Source organism: Terribacillus aidingensis (assembly GCF_040703035.1).
GTDB lineage: Bacteria > Bacillota > Bacilli > Bacillales > Amphibacillaceae > Terribacillus.
In genome coordinates, this window is the sequence record NZ_CP159996.1 from 2,473,792 (window position 1) to 2,496,734 (window position 22,943).

The following is a 22,943-nucleotide window of genomic DNA, read 5'->3' on the forward strand; positions in this document are numbered from 1 at the left end:
CTTTCTGTATTCTATCTTCTGAGCAAAATCCGCCATTTTCTTTTTATTTGAGACTATCCACCCAATAAGAGCAGTGCTATTTCCGGAATGAGGATGAGAAGAATCAGTGCTAGAAGCATGATTGCAATATAAGGGACGATAGCTTTTGAGATTTTCATGATTGATAAGCCGGATATTTCGCTGGCAACAAATAGATTGACTCCGATAGGTGGTGTGATGAATCCGATCACCAGTGTTAGAATGATGATCATCCCATAATGTACCGGATCGAATCCCAGCTCCACTCCAACCGGCAGCAACAGCGGTGTGAAAATAATGATTGCTGCCGTTGTATCCATTACCATTCCGACGAAAAGCAGCAGGATTACAATCAGAGCAATCAAAATAATAGGATTGTCGGAAATCGACAGCATTCCGCCAGCAATTTTAGCGGGCATTTGTTCAATGATCATGATTTTTCCGAATGCTGTAGCCGCTCCGATGATCAGCATGATAGTTGCTGTCATCAACGCTGCATTCCGACATACTTCATACAAGTCCTTTAGTCGCAATTCCTTGTACAACAACACACCAGCTATCAAACCGTACACAACTGCGACAACCGCCGCTTCTGTCGGTGTAAAGAAACCACCATATATCCCACCTAAAATGATCACAGGTACTATTAACGCCCATTTGGCATCCCAGACAGCACGTAACAAACGTTTAAAAGAAAAAGCTTCTCCGGTTCCGCTAAATCCTTTCTTTCTGGCATAAAAATATACATAGATCAGCATTAAAATGGCAATCAGAAGACCTGGCAGTACGCCAGCAATAAAAAGATCACCAACCGAAGTCCCGCTAGCTACGCCGTATACGATCATTGGAATACTCGGAGGCACGATCACTCCTAATGTCCCTGCCGCCGCAACTATGCCAGCGGCAAACTGCTTGCTATACCCTATCTGAACCATTGCAGGAATCAGAATTCCCCCAACGGCTGCAACAGTTGCTGGACCAGACCCTGATATGGCAGCAAAGAAGAAACATGTAATTATCGCCGTCATTGCGAATCCGCCTGCTATATTTCCAACGATCGATCCTGCTACCTTGATCAATCGTTTTGAAAGTCCTCCCTTTCCCATGATTTCTCCGGCTAAAATAAAGAATGGCACTGCCATGATCGGGAAAGAGTCTACAGATGTAACTAATCCTTGAGCTAAAAATTCCAGTGGCATATCTTGCGCGTATAACAGTGTAGCGATGGATGACAAAGCAAGCGCAATACCAATCGGGACGCTTAATAACAGCAAGAGGCCAAAGCTGCCAAACATAATGATTGCAGACATTTCTCACTCTCCCAATATCATATTTCCAGCATTAAAACACAGATGGATGCTCTTCATCGGAAAGCTCTTCCCCGTTGCGGATTGTTCGAAAATGCTGTAGAAGCTGCTGGATTATACGCCAGGATGTCAGCAGCATACTGACAGGTGCTGCCATGTAAACCAACCCCATATTTATTTGCAATGCAGGAGAATTCTGCCCCCACAGATAAATCTGGTTACTGATTTTACCGCCATAAATCAATAGAATGACAGCAAATGATAAAAACAGCATATTTACAATGATATGGAGGATGACACGCTGCTTCCCCTTCAACAATCTATAAATTGCATCGATACTTATATGCCGCTGCTTTTTCACTCCGTAGCTTATTCCAATAAAAACAAGCCATATAAAGCAGTAACGAGCTAATTCTTCCGACCATCCAATAGACGATCCCAAGATAAAACGCATCATGATTTGTGCTGAAATGACTATGACCATAACGGACAGCAGAAAGACCATCATGCATTCCTCAGCATAGCGATTTAGCCATCGAATAGATTTCATACGTACCCCCTTCAATCCATCAATCGGTTTCTGCTTCTATCTGCCTTAACCAATCATCTCCATACTTTTCGATAAACCTCTCACGTACCGGCCTTGTTGCTTCCCGAAAACGCCCCAGCTCTTCCTCGGTTAACTCCGTAACCTTCATGCCTTTCGCTTTTATAAAAGCAAAGCTGTCCTCCACTTCCTGTTGATTCATCTTTCTTTGCTCCTGCTGCACATCATCAGCAACTTTCTTAACAGCTTTTTGCTCCTCTGCCGTCAACGACTCCCAAAATGATTTACTCACCATGAACGGACTCGCATTGTAAATATGATTCGTGACTGTAAGATGATCCTGTACCTCATAGAAGTGACTGTTCACTACATTACCCACCGGGTTTTCCTGTGCATCGACGGTGCCTTGCTCCAGTCCTATATACAATTCACCGTAGTTCATCGGGGTTGGATTGGCACCCAATTCACTCCAAAGTTCCATATGCCATTCATTTTCCAATGTCCGGATATCGATTCCCTTGACATCGTCTACCGTTTTGATTTCCCGTACATTGTTACTAAGCATTCGAAACCCATTTTCCCAATAATTCAAACCAACCACATTCTGATCATCCAGTTCAGCCAAGAGACGCTCTCCAACTTCACCATCCAATACCTGATAAGCTTCCTTCTCATCTGCAAATAGAAACGGAAGTTCAAACACATTGAATGTATCAGCAAACTGGGCGATTGGTCCTGTCGACATGGAAGCCCCCTGGATCGTATTCAACTGCATCCCTTCAAATATTTCCCTGTCTCCTCCAATAACGGTATTCGTATACACTTCCACATCAATGGAGCCATCCGTTTCTTCTTCCAGCTTGCCTTCAAACATATACAGTGCCTTACTTAAAGAACGATCATCAGGCGTAGCGTTTGCAAGACGCATGACTTTCACTTCTTTTTCTGTTGAAGAATCTCCACTGCAAGCGCTTACAAATAACAGCATGCTAAAAAATGATAAAAACAGAAACAATTGTTTCATCCAACCCCCACTTTCTCCTGAATGGAACGATTGTGTTTATTTACTTGAAATTTCTTGTAGCTTCACACTTCTCTTCTCTCGAATGGAAAGATTGATTGCCTCCAGTACTTCTAACGTTCTTAATCCAGCTTCTCCTGGTACGCGAGGAATAATTGCCCCCCTCAATACATCTTCAAAGTGGGCTAATTCTGCAGCTATTGGATCCACAGTATCTTCAGGCAAGTATCGCTTCTCAATCAAAGGATGCTTCCAGCCATACGCTTCCTCACTGTATTGATAGCAACGAAAGCTTGGAAATGCCAAACTCCCTTTTGTTCCGAAAAAGTAATAGCAATCTTCCTCATAAAAATGATAGATTGGATTTTCCTTCAGATTGAATTCATAAGACCAAGGAGATGGCACACCATCAGAAAGGAAATATTGGATAACAGTCCCATCTTCAGCCTCCAGGATTGCCGTTACCGCGTCCTCCACTTCTCCAGACCGTATCTTATTCTTCCCAACAGCGTAAACGCTTTCAATTTTTAAACCGGTAACATAAAGTAAGTTATCCAAGTCATGAATGCCATTGATCAAAAGCGGCCCTCCGCCTGCCTTTACACGCCACGCTTCTTTGTAATAGTCATGATCTTTGGCAAGGGCCCACATCATATTCACGCCGATTAAGTCCCCGATGACCTTACTATCCAATAGGTGCTTCAAATGATTGATCTTTGCTGAATAACGACGATGATGACCAACTAAAAGCTGTACCTGTTTTTCCCGGCAATAATCTATCATCTCCTGAGCGGCATCAGGTGTGTCAGCGATAGGTTTTTCCACCAGACAATGTAAACCTTTATCCGCACAGTACTTCACAGCTTCTTTGTGTAAGTGATTTGGTAATGTGATAATCACCCCATCCAACAAACATTCATCGATGAGTTCCCTATAATCCTCATATAAAGGCACATCCAGTTCTTTAGCCCGATCTTTTGCACTCGCGTTACTACCAGCTACAGCCACCAATGTAATTCCAGTCATCTTTTTCGCTTGTTGAGCCAATGTAAAGCCATGATTCAAACCGAGTACCGCAATCTTCAACTCCATTCCTCCTTTTAGCATACTAGTATACAAGTTATGGACGACACAAAGCTCAGCTACTGAGATTGAGCTTCAAAATAATCAGCATATTTTCCCATTATGTCGCCATAGTGCCTGGCAGCTGTATCGAGATGCTGATTCAGCCTTCGTGCAACCCCTTCCCTGTCATTATTCTGTATCAGCGCAATCAACTCGTCATGGTCATGTATGACACGATCCATTTCCCTTGTTTCGAAAAATTCCAAATAACGGATCCGATTCACATGACCTCTGACCTGACGTACGATAGCTCCTAAAGTATGATTGCCGCAAATTTCAAGGACCTTATCGTGGAACACTTCATCATAGTGGTAGAAAGTAATAACGTCCTGCTTTTTAGCTGCATCTCTTTGTTGGTTCATAATATGCAGTAAATCCGCCTTGTAGTCACTTACCTGTAAATTGGATTCATCCCACCTGCCAGCTGCTTCCTGAAATGCAACTGCTTCCAGACTTTTTCTAACCTGTAACGCTTCCTGCACCTTTTTCTTTGAAATATATTTCACCCGGATACCTTTTTGGGGAATAATCTGCAGGAACTCCTCTGAAGCAAGTATTTGAATGGCTTCCCTTACAGGCGTTCTGCTTAATCCTAGTTCTTCGGCTATCGTGTTTTCATAAATCATCTGCCCCGGCTTGTAATCTAACGTGATAATCTTGTTGTATAAGTGTTTATAAACTTCATAAGCCAGTGTCTTACGCTGGACAGTCAACTTATTCATTCTTATCAACTCTTTATCCTCTGGATTGTATAATTCGAAAATGATACTAGTATACAAGTGGTTGCGCTTCATGCTTACACTGTATGCTTGTTGTTGAGATATATTGCCTGGTCTTTTTTTTGCAAATAAAAAAACAGCAAGAGCGGCATAAAGCCAAACTCTTGCTGTTTTTCTATGTATAAGCGCGCTCGGAGGGATTCGACCCCCCGGCAGACGTGGTACCGGAAACCAATTTTTAAAATGAAATTGCAAAGGATCATTTGCTTAAGTGGGTGTTATCTGAAGAAGATGATATTCCATTTCCGGAAATAACACCGAAGCATCCGATGCTTAGAAAGTTCACACCGAGTGAGATATTTGCATTAGAGGACTTGTTCAGAAAAGATATGGCAGTTATACATAAAGGAAATATTTAGTTTCCGCTATAATCAAGCCCACTCCCTATACGGGATTGGGCTTTTTATTTAGACCATGTCCCTTTCCTAAAACTGATTAGTACTTAATTCAATCCTATTAAAATAACCAAATAACTTGACTCAGTACTAATAGGTACTGTAGTTTATTCTAGAAAGGAGAGAAAGCATGAATAATAAAAGAAAAATAATTGACGCTTCCCTTGTTTTATTTAAAGAGAAGGGTTATAACCGTACATCAGTTGAAGATATAGTACGAAAATGTCATATATCTAAAGCTTCATTGTATAAAGAATTTGAGTCAAAGAAACAAATATTACTTGCAGCACTGGCCCAAATACATGAAGAAATTTATAAAAAAAATGCAGAGATAGAATTAACTAACGATAGTGAACATGAGAAGCTTACTAAAAAGGTTGAAATGATTATTTCTCACCACCATTTTAACCGTATCTTTTTTGATTCTATCAATGAAGCTTTTTCAAAAGAGGAGATTGGCCAATTATTAAAGTATGAAAAACCGGCTAAGTTGCAAAATTATAGAATGTATATGAATAACTTCAAACTTGCTTTTGATATTAATCTTAATAAGGATTCTTTAATGAATTTAGCTATTATCTTTGAAGGATTGTATAAGGAATGGCTGAATATAATTCGTTGCTATGATGAGGATAAAGCTGACTTTCTACAAATAGCAAAGAATATTGTATCAACTATGAAAATAATTGTTCAAACACAGGATTATGCAACTATCAAGCAACCCTCTTTAATAAATCAACTCCTTTATGATGAGAGTCAGATGTCTTTGGAAAAGGAAAACTCTTTGTTAGAAAAAATACATCGTATGACAGGAATTATTCAAAACAGTCCTATCGATGAGGAAGACAAAAGTGATTATCTCTTAAATATAACGTTTCTACAGCAAGAGTTGATGTCATCTAGACCTAGAAAATATCTTCTAAATACTGTACTACACTACTTATCTCAATTAGATGAGCTCAAGGCCATCGCGCAGTCTGTTTCCTTGGCTCTTAAAGAAAGCGAGGAAATCTTATGAAGAGTAGAACAACAAATAAAACGCTAGTTACGATTGGCGTGATGCTCGGATTGCTGTTTGCCTCTTTGGACCAAACGATTGTATCTACAGCCCTTCCTACTATCACAAGCGATCTTGGAGGCTTAGCTTTTTACAGCTGGGTCATAGCGGTTTACATGCTTACTGAATCTATTGGCATTCCAATCTTCGGAAAGTTATCCGATTTATTCGACCGAAAAAAAATATATTTGATCGGTCTTGGCTTTTTCTTGGTCGGATCTATATTGTGCGGATTAGCTCACGATATTATTTTACTAGTAATCGCTAGGGGAATTCAGGGAATTGGAGCTGGAGCTCTATTGCCTCTTGCTTTTACTATGATTGCCGATATTTATTCTGTGGAACAGCGCGCAAAGATATCGGGAGTTCTTGGCTCCATGTTCATGATTTCAAGTATCATCGGACCAGCAATCGGCGGGTTTTTGACTGAGAATCTAAGCTGGCATTGGATTTTCTTTATTAACATTCCTATCGCTTTAATAGCCGCAGTATTCATTTGGGTAGGTTATCAGGAAAGTACTGAAAAACAACAACCATCCATTGATTGGTGGGGAGCTATTACGCTTACTCTCGGTATTCTGGCTACTTTATTGACAACAGTTTTAACAGGCGGTGAAGGGGGAGATTCAGCAAGCCATACTTGGGGATCCCCATTGGTGCTTACTTTATTGATAGGGGGTTTAGTTTTACTTGCGCTCTTTGTTTGGATTGAAACGAAAGCAAAAGATCCTATTCTACCTATGTATTTATTTAAGAATCGAATAACTTCTATTTTATCAGTTGTCAGTTTCTTTATGGGTTTAGGTATGTTTGGCGCGATTTCTTTCCTCCCACTTTACTTGCAGAATGTGAAGCAGATGTCTGCAACGGCGTCTGGATACATGCTACTACCGTTGATGCTTGGTGCAATGATTGCAGGTATATTTGGCGGTTTTGTTCTAACAAGAGTCAAATATAGGAATCTTCTTGTCATTAGTTTGCTTGGTATGGTTGGTGGTTTCTTAATGTTATCCGCTCTCACTTCGAGTACCTCGCTGTTGTACTTTGGCTGTTGTGCTGGAATTATCGGTTTAGGAATGGGAGTTTTAATGCCAGCTTTAACAACCTTGACACAAGAACTAGTACCTAAGAAAGACATTGGGGCAGCTACCGCATCAATAAACTTATTTCGCTCACTAGGAGCTACAATAGGAATAAGTTTACTGGGAGGCGTACTGAATAGTCAGGTAGCTAATGATGCACAATCCAGTCTTCATCAAAATCCTGATCTTGCTGGTGTTCTTAGCCAGAACATTCAAGATGCATTACGCAATTCAGAGGGAATGTCACAAAATGCTTATAATGCTCTGCAGACAATATTTATAGATGGGCTTCATACACTATTTCTGCTCTCCGCAGGACTGATAGCTGTTGCCGTTATTTTTGCTCTTTTCATTGGTAATGGCAAGCTCAGCAGCAGTAAGCCTTTGGAAGAAAATACAACGTCTCAACATTAGATCTACCGACGATACATTTAGATATTTCCACTAGAAAAGAAATAGATGTGGAATACCCCCTCCCTCTCAGGAGGGGGGTTTTTACTATCGTACATCTACATACTTGCTGGAAGCGGTGATGTACAAACCGGATTTGATTTGATACATTTTGGAACCGCTCACAGTGTGATTGTGAATGCTTCGCCGGGTTTTACTTTGATTGCTTTGTCATTCCAGTTGGCGCTTTTATAGGTCCATAGCCAGCAATCGGAGTTGTCCTTCACAACGACAAGTTTACCATTAGCACCTTTGTCAGCATCGGAGCCAGGGGCTGTCGGTTTCTTTCCGTAGATTTCACATAGAGCATCCACGATCCCCCAAGCCATTAAGCCATTTCTTCGCCGTCCATGAAAAGACGTCCTTCTTTACCTGAGATTGTATTTTGTGCCTTGAATTGTCCTGGCATATTATCTCACCTCCACATTGAAGAAGAATTTTTCTGCAGCATCAACAGGCTGCGCGGCCATGTGCAATAGAATCCTAACTAAATATGCTGATTATAACTTAGTAAATGCAACCGACACTGGAAACTATATTACTCCTCCAAATTTAAATAAGGTATTTTGGCGGACTATAGAGAATTCAGGTGTAAAACGGATATCATTTCACTCGTTGCGCCACACTCATGCAACCCTTCTATTAAAGATTGGCGTTCACGCTAGGGTTTTGCAAGAACGACTGGGGCATGCCAGCATACAAATAACCTTAGATACCTACTCTCATTTAATTCCTGGTATGCAATCAGCAGCTGCTAAAATGCTGGGTCAGCTTTTCAATAAAAGAAGAGATTAAATTTATTTCGGAACACGAAGGTTTGCAATATGTTTGCAAAGTGCTTATAAACAAAAAAATAGCAAGAGCGGCATAAAGCCAAACTCTTGCTGTTTTCTATGTATAAGCGCGCTCGGAGGGATTCGAACCCCCGGCAGACGTGGTACCGGAAACCACCGCTCTATCCGACTGAGCTACGAGCGCATATGTAATTAATGTGACAACGATAATTATACGATAATCAGCAGTTATAAGCAAGTTCTTTTTAAATAGAATAGAAGCCCCTCACCAGGGGCTTCTGCTTATTTTGGATACATATATTCTGGTGCTGGCTGCAGCTCTTGTTTTTCGCCGTGTGCTGTTGGCGCTTCTTGATAGTTGAATTGGCCGCCATCAGGAGCTGTACCATTTGCCCAGCTGCCTTCTTTAGAGTCTTCCCCTTCAGAGAAGTTGATCAAAGTATGGCCATAATCAGCCACTTCCAATTCTCTTGGGAAGGAGCCTGGTACGATGATGCCGTTCTTCTCTTCCAGTTCACGCGCTGCTGCAATCCATTGGTTTTGGTGCATGGAATCACGTGCAAGCAGGAAGGATAGCATATCGCGTACACCTTGGTCTTCGGTCATTTCATATAGTCGAGCCACTTGCAGACGGCCTTGTGACTCAGCGTTGATGTTGGCACGGATATCTGCTAGAAGGTTGCCACTTGCGATGATATAGCCTGCATTCCAAGGAACACCATTGCTGTCTGTCGGGCGTGGTCCAAGACCTGAAACAATTGCATGCTGTGGATTCATGCCGCCTAGGATAGCACCGATGACAGGGTCCTTCGCAGCTTCTTCCTGCTCCTTAACAGGTGCTCCATCAAGAAGGCGGGCAATCATGGTTGCAATCATTTCAACGTGACCGATTTCCTCAGTTGCTGTATCCATGATCAAATCTTTATATTTCTCCTCGCCTCGTGCGCTCCATCCTTGGAATAAGTATTGTAAGGCTACAGTGATTTCACCGAATTGTCCACCCAAGATTTCCTGCATTTTCTTCGCAAACAGTGCGTCCGGTTTGTCTGGTCTTGCTGGATATTGTAGTACTTTCGAATGGTTGAACATGTGTTACCTCCTAGAGTTTTTTGCTTTTCGCTGTTTACATTCCACCTGGTAAATTTTCTAAACCACTTCCTAATGATGTAATTTAAATGAAAAATAAACCAGTATGCAGGAGTTTATCAGTTAAAAGTCAAAGTTAACGAGAGACTCTATTTCAAGCGTTTATATGCCTCCCAACTAGGGAAGCATGGAATAGGCGAAAGAAAGTAAGTATTTTGTTTGACCTTTATTGACCTTTTAGGTAATATAAGGTTAGTCATTACTTAGAATAATGAGCTCATATCCAAAGGAGGATCTACCATGAATCTAATCCCTACAGTTATCGAACAGACAAACAGAGGAGAGCGTGCTTACGATATCTACTCCCGTTTGCTAAAAGACCGGATCATCATGCTTGGCAGCGCGATCGATGATAATGTTGCCAACAGCATTGTTTCCCAGCTGTTATTCCTAGCAGCAGAGGATCCAGAAAAAGATATTTCCCTATACATCAACTCACCAGGCGGATCCATCACAGCAGGTATGGCTATCTATGATACAATGCAGTTCATCCAGCCGAAAGTATCCACTATCTGCATCGGTATGGCTGCATCCATGGGTGCATTCCTATTGACTGCTGGTGAAAAAGGCATGCGTTATGCACTTCCAAACAGTGAAGTCATGATTCACCAGCCGCTAGGTGGTACACAAGGACAAGCAAGTGATATCGAAATCCATGCTCGTCGTATCATCGAAATGAGAAAGAAACTGAACGAAATCATGGCAGAACGCAGCGGTCAGCCTCTTGAAGTAATCGAGCGCGATACAGACCGTGATAACTTTCTTACAGCTGAACAAGCAGTGAACTACGGCTTGATCGACAAAGTAATGGAGAAAAAACCAGTTTAAGACATAAGAAAAAGCCATCCAGCATTTATGCTGGATGGCTTTTTTCATGGATAACAAGTGTGTCAGCGAACAAATCGTGCAAGCCTTGCTTTTTTGGTGTAAAAGCTACTACTGCGTATAGGAAAAACAAAAACAGAAGACGATGAATGAAACGGCCGACTACTTCCCGGATCAGTGTATCTGACCAAGACAGCCGCTCACCGTCCTTCCGAATGACTCGAAGGCCGAATATCATTTTGCCTAATGTCTGCCCGCGCCATTTGGTCATGAACAGGAAATAAGCAAAGAATACCAAGCCTCCAAGCAAACCACTGACGCTCCAGATCCAAAGCGTAGCTTCACGGAAGGAATCAATCATCGTGAATGGTTTGACGATCAGACCCGTCAAGCTGAATACGACAATTAGGTCAACGATATATGCCCAAAATCGCATCCAAAATCCTGCATAGCGTCGTTCATCTGCTAATGGTGTCAGAGAAATCTCTGTTTCTTGTTGGTCATTCCTTATCTCAGCAGCTGGCTTTCCCTGATACGTATTTTCACAGGCATCCGCTGCTTTCTCCGGCGCGGTAGATTCGTCAGTGTCCGTTGTTTCAGGTATATCTGTTCTGGAATAATCCTGATCGGATGACGTCAGTTCTTCTGGATGCTCACGTTTCTCTTTATCCATTTTCTAACGCCCCCTATTCCGTATAAAGGTACATAGCTTCAGGTGAGTTCGATTTACCCATCAGCTGCTTGATACCAAGCAAATCAGAATCGGAAACAAACAGACCTTCGGCTGCTGTTGCCCAGAAGGAGCCCATACCAAAGCCATCTCCTGTATATTCGAATACTTCCGCGTTTTCAAGTCCTTGCTCTTCTTTCATCATAGCGATAGTATCTTCCAGATCTCCTAAATCATCGACGAGACCATTTTCCATTGCTTGTTTACCAGAATACACACGTCCGTCACCAAGTTCACGTACTTTATCCTCCGGCATACCGCGTCCGTCTACGATGACTTGGACAAAGTCAGCATACATATCGTCGATGATGGACTGCAGGATATCACGCTCTTCATCCGTCATGTCTCTTGCTCCAGACATGATGTCCTTATGCTCCGCACTCTTGATAACTTCCTCTTTGATACCGATCTTATCAGCAAGCTCCGCATAATTGAGTGTAGACATGATAACACCGATTGATCCTGTGAGTGTAGCTGGGTGTGCGACAATTTTATTCGCACTTGCCGCTAAATAATAGCCGCCGGAAGCCGCCGTGTTCCCCATCGATACATAAACAGGTTTTCCGTATTCCTCTTGAATTTCCACTACCTTATCGTGAATTTCAGCACTTTCGACAACTCCGCCTCCAGGACTGTTCACTTCAATGATGACACCACCAACTGTATCATCCATGCCCGCCTGCTCTAACTGCTCTAAAAAGGCTGCATGATTATATGTACCGCTTCCCAATAGCGAAGCTTCTTCTCCCGTATCCTGAATCGTGCCTTCCACTTTCAATACAGCAATCCGATTCATCACATCTCCATCTTCCACAATTTCTTCACTCAGAAAAGTGCTTCCTGTTGCTGTATCAATCGCGTCTGTGAAGTTGCTATTTATCACAGCGAACAAGGTCTGAAAACCGACCGATATGGCGAGCAGCCCCGCTGCGATACCGATGGCAATCCAACGTTTTGCGTTCAAAATGTAATCTCCTTTCTTTCTTATAAAAATCTTACAATACATAGCCTACACTAGGATAGCCTCACTTACCACATATTAGCAAAAAAAGCCCTGAATTATTCAGGACTTTTCTGCGGGAAAATCAGCTGGCTGCTGAGGGAGTGGTAATGAAGGCTGTCAGCTCCTCCATTGCTTCCACTTCATCCGAGCCGTCGATTTTCAAGGTGATTAATTCTTCTTGGGCTATAGCCAGGCTCATTAAACCCATGATGCTTTTGGCATTTACCGATTTGTTCCCTTTTTCCACAAACACAGAGGCACTGAAACGATTGGCTTGCTGGACGAAGCTTGCTGCAGGTCTGGCTTGCAAACCAGTATCCAGGGTGACACGCAAGGTTTTTTGGATCACATGTGATTCCTCCCATCTTCCAAGTAAGCGCTATCAAAATCATGAAAAAGAAAACACCCAATTGAGTGTCTTCTAAGTATACCACAAGCTATATCGGCTTTATACCTGCTTACGCTTTTTTAATAGATGTTCCATTACGAAGTCTATCCGCAAATTCATCTATTTTGCGAAGGCGGTGGTTGATTCCGGATTTACTGATCTTTCCGGTGGAAACCAGCTCGCCGAGTTCTTTCAGCGAAACATCCTGATGCTGGACGCGAAGTTCAGCGATTTCCTGCAGCTTATCAGGAAGTGCCTCTATTCCAACTGTGTTCTTGATGAAATTGATATTCTCGACTTGGCGGAAGGCAGCTCCGATCGTCTTGTTGAGATTCGCTGTTTCACAGTTGACCAGCCTGTTAACTGAGTTACGCATATCCCGGACAATCCGGACATCCTCGAATTTAAACAATGCACTGTGAGCACCTGCAATATTGAGAAATTCCGTGATCTTTTCCGCTTCCTTCAAATAAGTAATAAAGCCCTTACGGCGCTCTGTACTTCGGGCGTGCAGATCAAATGTGTTCATCAGCTCGCAAAGCGCATCACTATGTTCTTTATGCGTATTGAATATCTCCAGATGGTAGGAGGATGTTTCCGGGTTATTTACTGATCCTCCTGCCAAAAATGCACCACGCAAGTAAGCTCTGCGCTTTTCAGCGGTATCTGTGAAAGATGTGCTGATCGTACGGACAAAAGTGAATTGATCTTCGAGGATTTCCAGATTACGCAGCAGGTCATCCACTTGTTTATTCAGTCGCACGATATACACATTGTTTTTCTTCAGCTTCATCTTTTTTCGTACAAGCAATTCGATTGGATGCTGATAAATCGCCTTCAGCAGTGTATAGATACGTCTTGCGATGGCCGCATTCTCTGTTTGGACATCCAGCATATATTCCTGTCTCGAATAGGAGACAGAGCCGTTCATCCGGATCAAAGCTGCAAGCTCGCTTTTTACATCCGTCATTTCAATTGGAATTGTCGTCAATTCCTTCTTTATTTCTGATGCAAAGCTCACGAAGCTCTCCCCCCTTCTCGTGCCTCGCTTTTACAGCATTGCGTAAAGCAGCTTAGCTATTTTATGTGTATCATGCCGGAGCTTGCGCTGGTGATGGTCGATAATATCGGCTTCAATTACTTCAAGGCCTAAAGACTTTAAGCGGCTGATATCATATACGACCGGTTCGGCATGCTCTTCTGCATAATTTTCACGTATATCTTGCTCAATTGCACTATTATTGACGACTATTGTTGACACTATATCTACTCCGATATGATCATGTATAGCTTGAATATGATCTCCTGCTGTATAACCCGTCGTTTCGCCGTATTGCGTCATTACATTACATACATAGACAACCTTGCCAGGTGCGTCTCGCAAAGCATTCTCAATCTCAGGTACAATCAGGTTCGGCATAACACTCGTGTAGAGACTACCTGGACTGATGACAATCAAATCCGCCTGCTTAATCGCTTCGATTGCATCCGGCAATGGTTTGACCGGCAGCGGACTGACAAATACTCGTTTGATCTGTTTATTCGCAAGCGGGATATTTGATTCTCCCGTTACAATCTCTCCATCCGTCATCTCCGCATGCAGCACGACATTCTGATTGGCAATCGGATAAATATTGCCCTTCACCTTAAGTACACGTGATATTTCTTTGATTCCATTATAAAAGTCCCCGGATATAGAGGTCATCGCCGCCAGCAGCAGATTCCCCATCGAATGCCCCGATAATCCATTGCCATCCTTGAACCGATGCTGGAATAAATCAATCAGCATCGGTTCTGCATCGGCCAATGCGGCGATGACATTACGGATATCTCCTGGTGCCGGCATCGCAAGCTCGGTTCGCAGTTTACCTGAGCTGCCGCCATCATCAGCTACCGTTACAATTGCAGAAAGATCCACCGGAAGCTGTTTTAATCCGCGCAGCAGAACAGGCATACCTGTTCCGCCCCCGATTGCAACTATTTTTTTCCTTATCATCAGTGGCTTTTCCTTTCTACATCACGGTGCGTCACATGCGTCGCATAATTATCGCTGTACCTTTTTGCCAGATACTCTGCGATAGCTACTGAACGATGCTGCCCGCCAGTACAGCCAATGGCTATCACAAGCTGGCTTTTGCCTTCCTTGCGGTACTGAGGCAGCATGAAGGTGAGCATATCCTCAAGCTTCTGCAGGAAAGTATGCGTATCAGACCACTTGAATACATAAGACGAAACAGGTTCATCCAAGCCCGTTTGCGGTCTGAGATTCTCTACATAGAAAGGATTCGGAAGGAAACGTACATCAAAGACAAGATCCGCATCAATTGGGAGCCCGTACTTGAAACCAAAACTCAGCATCTGAACCGTGAACTCTTCATAATCGGTATCCTTGAAGCGTTTCATAATTTTCTCGCGAAGCTGCTTCGGTTTCAAAGTCGAAGTATCCACGATGAATTGTGCTCTTCCACGCATTTGATCAAGCAGTGCACGTTCCTGCTGGATACCTTCCAGAGGAAGACCTTCCGGCGCAAGCGGATGCGTCCTGCGTGTTTCTTTGTATCTGGTTACGAGCACTTCATCCTTTGAATCGAGGAATAAGACTTGCGGCTCCAGCCAATTCTCCTGTGTCAGCTTGTCCAATGCTTCAAACAAAGAATCAAAGAATTCCCTGCCTCGCAAATCCATGACAAGTGCTACCTTCTTAATATCATTGGCAGCATCACGCATCAAATCAAGGAATGTCGGCAGGAGTGCCGGGGGCAAATTATCCACACAATAGTAACCCAAGTCCTCGAAGCTTTGAACGGCAACCGTTTTGCCTGCTCCGGACATACCTGTAATGATGACGAGCTTGGTTTCATTCAACTGTTTCTCCATGCGTATCCCCCGTTTTATTCTGGTGTCGTCGGATCCAGCTTGGACTGCAGCAGCTGGCGATCCTCCGTGTAGACGAATGTGCCGAACAATGGCTCATCTGTGTTAAACATATGGGCGAATATATCCCGATCTCCCTCTGCCATCGGCAAATCCTTGATTTTCTTTTTATCTATCCATTCCAGCTTACCTTCCTGGCTTTCTTCAAGCAGATCACCAGTATATTCCTCAGCGAAGAAGGTGAACATCATCCATTCATGCACAACTTTCTCGCCTTTCTTTATAACAAAAGTAAACGTACCTCGAAGCTCGGGTTCATGTATCGTCAATCCTGTTTCTTCCCAGAACTCCCGGACAGCAGTTTCCTTGACGGACTCACCTAGTTCCATTTTTCCGCCAGGCGCTGAGTACCATCCTTTACTCGGTTTCTTCAATAAAAGAACTTTGTCATCAACTGCCAAGATGCAGTTTGCAACACGTTGCATGCTTCCACCTCTTTCTCTGTGTAAGTGGACATGTCGGGTTCGTTTTACACATCACTCTATATTATACTATTTCTGTTTATCTTCAAACAGTATTATGTTTCCTAAGTCTTTACCAAAAATCGCCGTTAATCCCTAAAAGAACAAAAAAAATGCATAGGTGCCGAGACACCTATGCCAATAACTAATTTATCTATTAAAAGGGGGTCAATTAGTTAAAACCAGTATAGCAAATGATTATGTCGCCCATGTTACAGCAGCATTAAGAATCATTTACAGGAAGGGCCTAGCTAATTACTTGCCGATAGCATTCAGCTCTTCTTTCAGAGTTTCCACATAGCCTTGAGCAGCTTGGGCAGCGATACTGCCGTCTCCTGTTGCTGTCACGATTTGTCGAAGCTCTTTATCACGAATATCCCCGGCTGCGAAAACACCTGGTACAGCTGTTTCCATGCGTTCATTTGTATGAATATAGCCAAGATCATTTGTGATGCCAAGAGATTGGAACGGTTCGCTCAATGGTACCATTCCGACATAGATGAATACACCATCAGCAGTTTTTTCGTATTTTTCTCCAGTACGCTGATTCAAAAGCGTTACGCTGGATACTTTATTATTTTCACCATTGATTTCCTCAACGGTTGTATCCCAGATAAATTCAACTTTTTCATTTGCGATAGCACGCTGCTGCAGAATCGGCTGTGCGCGTAATTTATCACGGCGGTGAACGATTGTAACCTTATCAGCAAAACGAGTCAGGTAAACACCTTCCTCAACCGCAGAGTCTCCTCCGCCGACTACGATCAATTCACGATTTTTAAAGAACGCACCATCACAGACGGCACAATAAGAAACACCGCGTCCGCTCAATTCGTCTTCGCCCGGTACACCAAGCTTTTTCCACTTAGCACCTGTAGTAATGATAAGGGAACGTGTTTTATATTCTTTGTTTCCGGCGATTATAGTCTTATATTCCTTGCCGTCCTTCACTTCCTTAATATCTCCGTACGCATATTCCGCACCGAATTTCTTCGCATGCTCGAACATTTTGTTGGAAAGATCAGGTCCTAGGATGGAATCATAACCAGGATAGTTCTCTACATCTTCCGTATTTGCCATCTGACCGCCCGGAATACCTCTTTCTAACATAAGCGTATCAAGATTCGCACGGGAAGTGTAGACTGCTGCAGTCATACCAGCTGGTCCCGCACCTGCAATGATCACGTCATAAATTCTTTCTTCAGTCATGTAAATTAACCCCTTTCCTCTTTATCAGTCGTTTTATCTACTCGTTAGCATATAAGATTCTGTGCATAACGTCCATCTTTCTGCCTATAGCATTTAAGAAAGCCAATAAAAATCTTCTTTTGTCAGATGGCTGAATCTGCGGCTGCCTTCTTGCCATAGCTTTTCAGCATAAGCTCCGTTACCAGCCTTCTTTGCCGCCAAGCTGAACCACTTATAATAGGAAGCATGTCCTTTCACTCGTCTTTTATCCAGATGAAGGAAGCGTTCAACGGCGTCTTCATAGTATCCTGTCATGGAAAAGGCACATGCGATACGTAAATGCTGCTCTTCATGGATAGGGAAGATATTGCGAAGCAGACGAAGATGTTCGTCTCTTTGGTCGAATTGATTCATGTCATGGTAGAACATAGCGAGATTAACATGTGTGTATACCGAGACTTGCTCACTCAATAAATGCTCTTCTTCCATTCGCACTGCTTCCTTTTGATTTCCGGAGAAGAAAAGTGCTTTGGCAAACTCATGCTTCGCCAGCATATGTTCCGGAAACATGCTCATCATCTCTTCCAGAATAGGCAAAGCAAACTGCCATTCTTCCCGCTCTAAATAATAAAACGCCGACTCCTGGAACATGATGAGCTCATCTTCTTCCTCTGTTGTCCAAAGCTCATCGTCCTCTTCCTCGGCTTCCACGTACGTCAATAGTTCTTCTGCCTGTTCCCGAAAGTCACCCTCCGGATCCATTTCCAGGTACATGTTAGCGTACTTCTCTGCATCGTGCATGTAACCAAGCTTGGAATAATTATGGGAAAGCAAATAAAAGCATTCCGCGTAATCATCTCCATGCTCTTTAATGATGTCATCCAGTATATAAATTGCTTTATGGAATGATCCCATTTCCGTAAAAATAACCGACTTCTGGCAGTGATAGATCACTTCCGTCGGTTCTTTTTCGATCGCTTTATTAAGCCATTTCATAGCTTTGTCCAGCTTACCGCTTCGATAGGCTTCAATGCCTTTTGTATAATAGAAATCTCCTTCTGGGATGAAGGGGATGATATTTGACGGTCGTGCCTGCTGCTCTGCTGGTTCCAGCGTTTGCATGTGTTTCCTCCTACTGCTTTTAGATATCCCAAGAAGTATACCATATTTCCACATTTGCTCCTACACTTGATGAAAAAAAGACTGCTCCCCCTTAGGGAAACAGTCTCTTTTTGATGAGGAAGCTTATACAGTTTGCAGGTCGTCTTCTTTTACCGGCACAACTGCTTCTTTCGCCAATACGTCTAGCTCACGCGTATACTCAGCTTTCTGTTCTGCAGAATAGCCCAGTGTTTCAGCCATGTAATCGATAACCGCATCTTTGTTTGTATGAACAAAGTTGATGTTGAATAGCAAAGCACCTGTACGTCGAACAAAGAAATCGACTGGTTTGAATGCAAGCTCTTCTTCGATTGCATAACGAAGCTGTGCAAATACAAGCGGATCGATGTTAGCAGCTTTTGCTTCATCCTTCAGCGTTTCGAAGCGTTCGAATACTTTATCAACGTTTGCTCCGTAACGGCTTACCATCTTAAGTGCATCTTCAGCAGAAAGACCAATTGCTTTTCCTTCATCCACTTTACGCTCCTTGAAGCGTTCGAAGCCTTTGGATCCGCCAACTTCTCCCCCAGAGATCGGAAGGTTCTTCGTATCCGCTTGGGAATAAAGGATGCCTTCCTCTTTCTTGAACTGATCAGCCACAAGATTAACTGCTTCGATTGCCATTTTACGGTAGCCAGTAAGCTTACCGCCAGCCATGGAAATCAAACCGCTGTCAGAAACGAAGATTTCATCCTTACGGGAAATCTCACCAGGCTTCTTGCCTTCTTCCTGGATAAGCGGACGAAGACCTGCCCAGCTGGATTCCACATCATCTTTTGTGATTTCCACTGTTGGGAACATGTAGTTAATGGAATCGATGATATAGTCACGATCTTCAACTGTCATAACTGGGTGCTTGATGTCACCTTTATAAGTTGTATCTGTAGTACCGACATACGTCTTGCCTTCACGCGGAATAGCGAAGACCATACGGCCATCTGGTGTATCGAAATATACCGCTTGGCGCAATGGGAAACGCTCGCCATCGAATACCAAGTGCACACCTTTTGTAAGGTGCAGCGTTTTGCCTTTTTTAGAACCGTCTTTTTCACGAAGTGTATCTACCCAAGGACCGCCGGCATTTACAATTTTCTTCGCGAAGATACGGTGTTTTTCACCAGTTGTAAGGTCTTCTGCTACAACGCCTGTCACTTTACCGCCAGCATCATAGATGAATTCAATCACTTTTGTGTAATTGATTGCGTGGACACCTTTTTCCACGGCCTTTTTCAAAACTTCAAGAGTCAAACGCGCATCGTCTGTTTTGTATTCTACATAACGACCGCCGCCCAGCAAACCTTCCGATTTAACTAGTGGCTCTCTATCCAATACTTCATCACGTTTCAACATTGTACGACGTTCCGCTCTTTTTACTCCTGCAAGAAAGTCATAGACGCGTAATCCGATGTTTGTTGTAAACGGACCGAATGTTCCACCTTTGTGGAAAGGAAGCAGCATCCATTCTGGTGTTGTTACGTGAGGACCATTTTCGTATACGATTTCACGTTCTTTACCAACTTCAGCAACCATTTTCACTTCAAATTGCTTCAAGTAGCGCAAACCACCGTGAACCAATTTTGTTGAACGAGAAGAAGTACCTGCTGCGAAGTCCTGCATTTCAACAAGACCTACGTTCATTCCGCGCATTCTTGCATCTAGAGAAATACCAGAACCAGTGATCCCACCACCGATTACAAGAACATCTAGAGGTTTATCAGTTAAATTTGCATAAATATCGTTACGTTTTTTACTAGAGAAAACAGCCATGCATGAACACTCCTTTTTAGATTCAGCGCTCCCATTATTTCTATACCCCATTAGTGTAGAAGTCATGTATAGAAAGCAGAAAGAGACCACAAATAATCCATACAATGTATAGATATTCGCGGTCTCTCCAAAGTCTCGGGCCGAATCATTAACTTGTGATTTCAGTATAACATGCTCTTCCCGATTTGAAAAGTTATATTACTTGAAAGTACGTGTCGCTTCCACAGCTTTTTTCCAGCCTGCGTAGAGCTGATCTTTTTCTTCTTTGGAACGATTCGGTTTGAACGTACGATCGATCTGCCATTTGTTAGCGATCGCTTCGCGGCTTTCCCAGAAGCCGACTGCTAAACCAGCCAAGTAGGCAGCACCTAAGGCTGTTGTTTCCTGAATGACTGGACGTTCTACATCTACATCAAGCATATCACTTTGGAACTGCATAAGGAAATCGTTTTTCACGACACCGCCATCAACACGAAGCTGCTTCACATCGATACCGGAATCCTCGATCATTGCGTCAACTACATCTTTGGATTGGAAAGCAAGTGATTCCAATGTTGCGCGTGTGATATGCGCACCAGTTGTACCGCGCGTGATACCAAACATTGCACCACGAGCATCACTATCCCAATATGGTGTGCCAAGACCTACGAAAGCAGGAACTACATAAACACCGCCATTATCGGCAACACTTGTAGCCAGACGCTCACTATCCGGAGAAGATTCGATGATCTTCAAGCCGTCACGCAGCCATTGAACTGCTGAACCTGCTACGAAGATACTTCCTTCCAGCGCATATTCCACTTTTCCATCAAGTCCCCAAGCAATTGTTGTCAACAGACCATGATCAGATTTTACAGCTTCTTCACCTGTATGCATAAGGACGAAGCAGCCTGTGCCGTAAGTGTTTTTAACCATACCTGGCTCATAGCAAGCTTGACCGAATAGGGCAGCATGCTGGTCACCAGCGATACCAGCGATTGGTACTTCTTCACCGAAGAAGTGATAATCGATTGTGTTGGCATACACTTCTGAGGAAGGTTTTACTTCCGGAAGCATTGATTTCGGTACATCAAGGATTTCCAACAGCTCGTCATCCCACTTCAATTCATGGATGTTGTACATCAATGTACGAGCTGCATTGGAATAATCCGTTACATGTGTTTTACCGCCGGACAGCTTGTAAACAAGCCATGTATCGATTGTACCGAACAGCAAGTCGCCGTTCTCAGCTTTTTCACGTGCGCCTTCCACATTATCCAAGATCCATTTCACTTTTGTTCCGGAGAAGTAAGCATCCAATAATAAACCTGTTTTCTCACGGAATAAATCATTATGGCCTTTTTCAATCAATTCATTTACGATGTCAGCTGTCTGACGGGATTGCCAAACAATTGCTTTGTGGATCGGACGGCCAGTGTTTTTGTCCCATACGACTGTTGTTTCACGCTGGTTTGTAATACCGATACCCGCAACCTGTTTCGCGTCGATATCCGCTTTACGAAGCACTTCTGCCATACATGCAGAGATAGATGTCCAAATTTCGTTCGCATCATGCTCTACCCAGCCGGATTGCGGGAAGAACTGTTCGAACTCCATTTGTGCAGTTTCCACAATGTCGCCATTGTGGTTGAACAAGATTGCGCGTGAGCTTGTTGTACCTTGATCAAGTGCCATGATAAATTTTTCCATTATTTAATCCCCCTTGTTTTCACACCATTAGTCGCTGCTTCAGCATTAGCTTTTGCAAGTTCCCCTCGGACTGCAACGATAATGATAACTAAAATGACAGCAGATAAAATCCAGAAACCTACTTGCAAGTCTTCCTTGAAAAATCCGTTATAGAAATATGCACCATATGCTCCACCAAGCAGCGGACCAACAACTGGAACCCACGCATACTTCCAGTTTGAAGAACCTTTGCCTGGGATAGGCAGCAATGCATGAGCGATACGCGGACCTAAGTCACGGGCTGGGTTGATAGCATATCCTGTCGGACCTCCAAGCGCCATCCCGATTACAACTACGAGCAAACCTACTAATAATGGATTGAATCCTTCTGCTAAAGAGTTGCCTCCAATGAATAGAATACCAAGCATTAGGATGAATGTGCCAATGATTTCTGTCAGCATGTTAGAAACAGGACTATCAATTGCAGGATCTGTAGAGAAAACAGATAGCTTTGCCATCGGATTGGACGTTTTCGCCCAGTGCGGCAAATAGACTAGGAATACGAGTACAGCACCCAAGAATGCCCCTAGCATTTCACCAGCTAGATATGTTGGTACTTGACCCCAAGTTATATCTCCGTTAATCGCCAAACCAAGTGTCACTGCCGGATTCAAGTGAGCTCCCGAGAAGCCACCTACTGCATAGGCACCCATAGCTACTGCAAGACCCCAAGCGATTGTAATTGTGATCCAGCCTGTGCCTTCCCCTTTTGACTTACTCAAGTTGCTTACTGCTACAACTCCTCCCCCGAAGAGTATTAGAACCATTGTGCCGATTGTTTCGGCTGCGAAGATACTCATTACGATTTTCCCCTTTGTTGATAGATTTTTTTGGAGAGCGCTTTCATTAAGCGTCCAAAATAACTGCGCTTCAGAAGAATCATAGAAAATAGCTAAGATCATCCTAAAAATATTACAAGGAAGCGCTGTCTTTTGGATAAGAAAAATCCATCACCTAATATAACATAGTATGCCCTTTGGCGTGTACTAAAAAGGTAATGGATTCTCCGTATCTCCGATCATAAATATTAACTTATA

22 protein-coding genes, 1 tRNA gene and 2 pseudogenes are annotated in these 22,943 nt (G+C 43.1%); 4 read left to right on the forward strand and 21 right to left on the reverse strand.

Annotated features, from left to right (window positions below; genetic code table 11):
* Positions 1–53 precede the first annotated feature (53 nt).
* Genes ABXS78_RS13070 through ABXS78_RS13090 form a run of 5 tightly spaced genes read right to left on the reverse strand, consistent with a single transcriptional unit; the run spans position 54 to position 4,740 of the window.
* Positions 54–1,328: a TRAP transporter large permease gene (locus ABXS78_RS13070; protein WP_366247564.1), complete on the reverse strand. Its 1,275-nt coding sequence runs from the start codon at positions 1,326–1,328 to the stop codon at positions 54–56.
* A 31-nt stretch (positions 1,329–1,359) separates the two neighbouring features.
* On the reverse strand, positions 1,360–1,875 hold the full coding sequence (locus tag ABXS78_RS13075; RefSeq protein WP_366247565.1) for a TRAP transporter small permease: 516 nt from the start codon (positions 1,873–1,875) through the stop codon (positions 1,360–1,362).
* A gap of 19 nt (positions 1,876–1,894) precedes the next feature.
* Complete coding sequence (locus ABXS78_RS13080; RefSeq protein ID WP_366247566.1) at positions 1,895–2,896, reverse strand: TRAP transporter substrate-binding protein; 1,002 nt, start codon at positions 2,894–2,896, stop codon at positions 1,895–1,897.
* Between the two features lie 36 nt (positions 2,897–2,932).
* Entirely contained in the window at positions 2,933–3,979 is a 1,047-nt protein-coding gene (locus ABXS78_RS13085) for a Gfo/Idh/MocA family oxidoreductase (protein WP_366247567.1), read from the reverse strand.
* Between the two features lie 56 nt (positions 3,980–4,035).
* Positions 4,036–4,740: a GntR family transcriptional regulator gene (locus ABXS78_RS13090; protein WP_366247568.1), complete on the reverse strand. Its 705-nt coding sequence runs from the start codon at positions 4,738–4,740 to the stop codon at positions 4,036–4,038.
* 582 nt (positions 4,741–5,322) lie between these two features.
* Between ABXS78_RS13090 and ABXS78_RS13095 the strand changes: the two genes are divergently transcribed.
* Together ABXS78_RS13095 and ABXS78_RS13100 are read left to right on the forward strand one after the other, a co-directional pair.
* Positions 5,323–6,210: a helix-turn-helix domain-containing protein gene (locus ABXS78_RS13095; RefSeq protein WP_366247569.1), complete on the forward strand. Its 888-nt coding sequence runs from the start codon at positions 5,323–5,325 to the stop codon at positions 6,208–6,210.
* Entirely contained in the window at positions 6,207–7,745 is a 1,539-nt protein-coding gene (locus ABXS78_RS13100) for an MDR family MFS transporter (protein ID WP_366247570.1), read from the forward strand. Before ABXS78_RS13095 ends, ABXS78_RS13100 begins: the two co-directional genes overlap by 4 nt.
* An 84-nt stretch (positions 7,746–7,829) precedes the next feature.
* Here ABXS78_RS13100 and ABXS78_RS13105 read toward each other — a convergent pair.
* Both ABXS78_RS13105 and ABXS78_RS13110 read right to left on the reverse strand, forming a co-directional pair.
* A pseudogene (locus tag ABXS78_RS13105) lies at positions 7,830–8,023 on the reverse strand (DUF5776 domain-containing protein); the annotation flags it as partial.
* Positions 8,024–8,112: 89 nt separating this feature from the next.
* Positions 8,113–8,190, reverse strand: a pseudogene (locus ABXS78_RS13110) (hypothetical protein); the annotation flags it as partial.
* A gap of 59 nt (positions 8,191–8,249) precedes the next feature.
* Here ABXS78_RS13110 and ABXS78_RS13115 point away from each other — a divergent pair.
* The gene (locus ABXS78_RS13115) at positions 8,250–8,576 is read left to right on the forward strand and encodes a tyrosine-type recombinase/integrase (RefSeq protein WP_366247571.1); all 327 of its coding nucleotides are present in this window, start codon (positions 8,250–8,252) and stop codon (positions 8,574–8,576) included.
* A gap of 107 nt (positions 8,577–8,683) precedes the next feature.
* Here ABXS78_RS13115 and ABXS78_RS13120 read toward each other — a convergent pair.
* A tRNA-Arg gene (locus tag ABXS78_RS13120) sits at positions 8,684–8,759 on the reverse strand.
* Between the two features lie 98 nt (positions 8,760–8,857).
* Positions 8,858–9,664 carry a manganese catalase family protein gene (locus ABXS78_RS13125; RefSeq protein ID WP_366247572.1) on the reverse strand — a complete coding sequence of 269 codons (807 nt, stop codon included), beginning with the start codon at positions 9,662–9,664 and terminating at the stop codon, positions 8,858–8,860.
* 297 nt (positions 9,665–9,961) lie between these two features.
* Between ABXS78_RS13125 and clpP the strand changes: the two genes are divergently transcribed.
* The gene (gene clpP, locus ABXS78_RS13130; protein ID WP_038564644.1) at positions 9,962–10,549 is read left to right on the forward strand and encodes an ATP-dependent Clp endopeptidase proteolytic subunit ClpP; all 588 of its coding nucleotides are present in this window, start codon (positions 9,962–9,964) and stop codon (positions 10,547–10,549) included.
* 25 nt (positions 10,550–10,574) lie between these two features.
* Here clpP and ABXS78_RS13135 read toward each other — a convergent pair whose 3' ends face one another.
* The 12 genes from ABXS78_RS13135 to ABXS78_RS13190 all read right to left on the reverse strand — a co-directional run bounded on the left by ABXS78_RS13135 (position 10,575) and on the right by ABXS78_RS13190 (position 22,706).
* Positions 10,575–11,219 (reverse strand): RDD family protein, encoded by a 645-nt coding sequence (locus ABXS78_RS13135; protein ID WP_366247573.1) that lies wholly within the window; start codon positions 11,217–11,219, stop codon positions 10,575–10,577.
* 13 nt (positions 11,220–11,232) lie between these two features.
* Positions 11,233–12,240 (reverse strand): signal peptide peptidase SppA, encoded by a 1,008-nt coding sequence (sppA, locus tag ABXS78_RS13140; protein WP_366247574.1) that lies wholly within the window; start codon positions 12,238–12,240, stop codon positions 11,233–11,235.
* A 121-nt stretch (positions 12,241–12,361) separates the two neighbouring features.
* A complete protein-coding gene (locus ABXS78_RS13145; protein ID WP_366247575.1) occupies positions 12,362–12,628 on the reverse strand; it encodes an HPr family phosphocarrier protein in 267 nt (88 codons plus the stop codon).
* A 109-nt stretch (positions 12,629–12,737) separates the two neighbouring features.
* Positions 12,738–13,688, reverse strand: coding sequence for a DNA-binding protein WhiA (gene whiA, locus ABXS78_RS13150; RefSeq protein ID WP_095224102.1), 951 nt, complete (start codon positions 13,686–13,688; stop codon positions 12,738–12,740).
* Between the two features lie 30 nt (positions 13,689–13,718).
* Entirely contained in the window at positions 13,719–14,663 is a 945-nt protein-coding gene (locus ABXS78_RS13155) for a YvcK family protein (protein ID WP_095224103.1), read from the reverse strand.
* On the reverse strand, positions 14,663–15,544 hold the full coding sequence (gene rapZ, locus ABXS78_RS13160; protein ID WP_095224104.1) for an RNase adapter RapZ: 882 nt from the start codon (positions 15,542–15,544) through the stop codon (positions 14,663–14,665). Before rapZ ends, ABXS78_RS13155 begins: the two co-directional genes overlap by 1 nt.
* Positions 15,545–15,558: 14 nt before the next feature.
* The gene (locus tag ABXS78_RS13165; RefSeq protein ID WP_093880390.1) at positions 15,559–16,026 is read right to left on the reverse strand and encodes an 8-oxo-dGTP diphosphatase; all 468 of its coding nucleotides are present in this window, start codon (positions 16,024–16,026) and stop codon (positions 15,559–15,561) included.
* Positions 16,027–16,317: 291 nt separating this feature from the next.
* A complete protein-coding gene (gene trxB, locus ABXS78_RS13170) occupies positions 16,318–17,271 on the reverse strand; it encodes a thioredoxin-disulfide reductase (protein ID WP_366247576.1) in 954 nt (317 codons plus the stop codon).
* A 93-nt stretch (positions 17,272–17,364) separates the two neighbouring features.
* Positions 17,365–18,372, reverse strand: a complete 1,008-nt coding sequence (locus ABXS78_RS13175) for a hypothetical protein (protein ID WP_366247577.1) — start codon at positions 18,370–18,372, stop codon at positions 17,365–17,367.
* A gap of 123 nt (positions 18,373–18,495) precedes the next feature.
* Entirely contained in the window at positions 18,496–20,178 is a 1,683-nt protein-coding gene (locus tag ABXS78_RS13180; protein ID WP_366247578.1) for an FAD-dependent oxidoreductase, read from the reverse strand.
* A gap of 198 nt (positions 20,179–20,376) precedes the next feature.
* Positions 20,377–21,867: a glycerol kinase GlpK gene (gene glpK / locus ABXS78_RS13185; protein ID WP_286160791.1), complete on the reverse strand. Its 1,491-nt coding sequence runs from the start codon at positions 21,865–21,867 to the stop codon at positions 20,377–20,379.
* Complete coding sequence (locus tag ABXS78_RS13190; RefSeq protein WP_366247579.1) at positions 21,867–22,706, reverse strand: MIP/aquaporin family protein; 840 nt, start codon at positions 22,704–22,706, stop codon at positions 21,867–21,869. Before ABXS78_RS13190 ends, glpK begins: the two co-directional genes overlap by 1 nt.
* Positions 22,707–22,943: the final 237 nt, after the last annotated feature.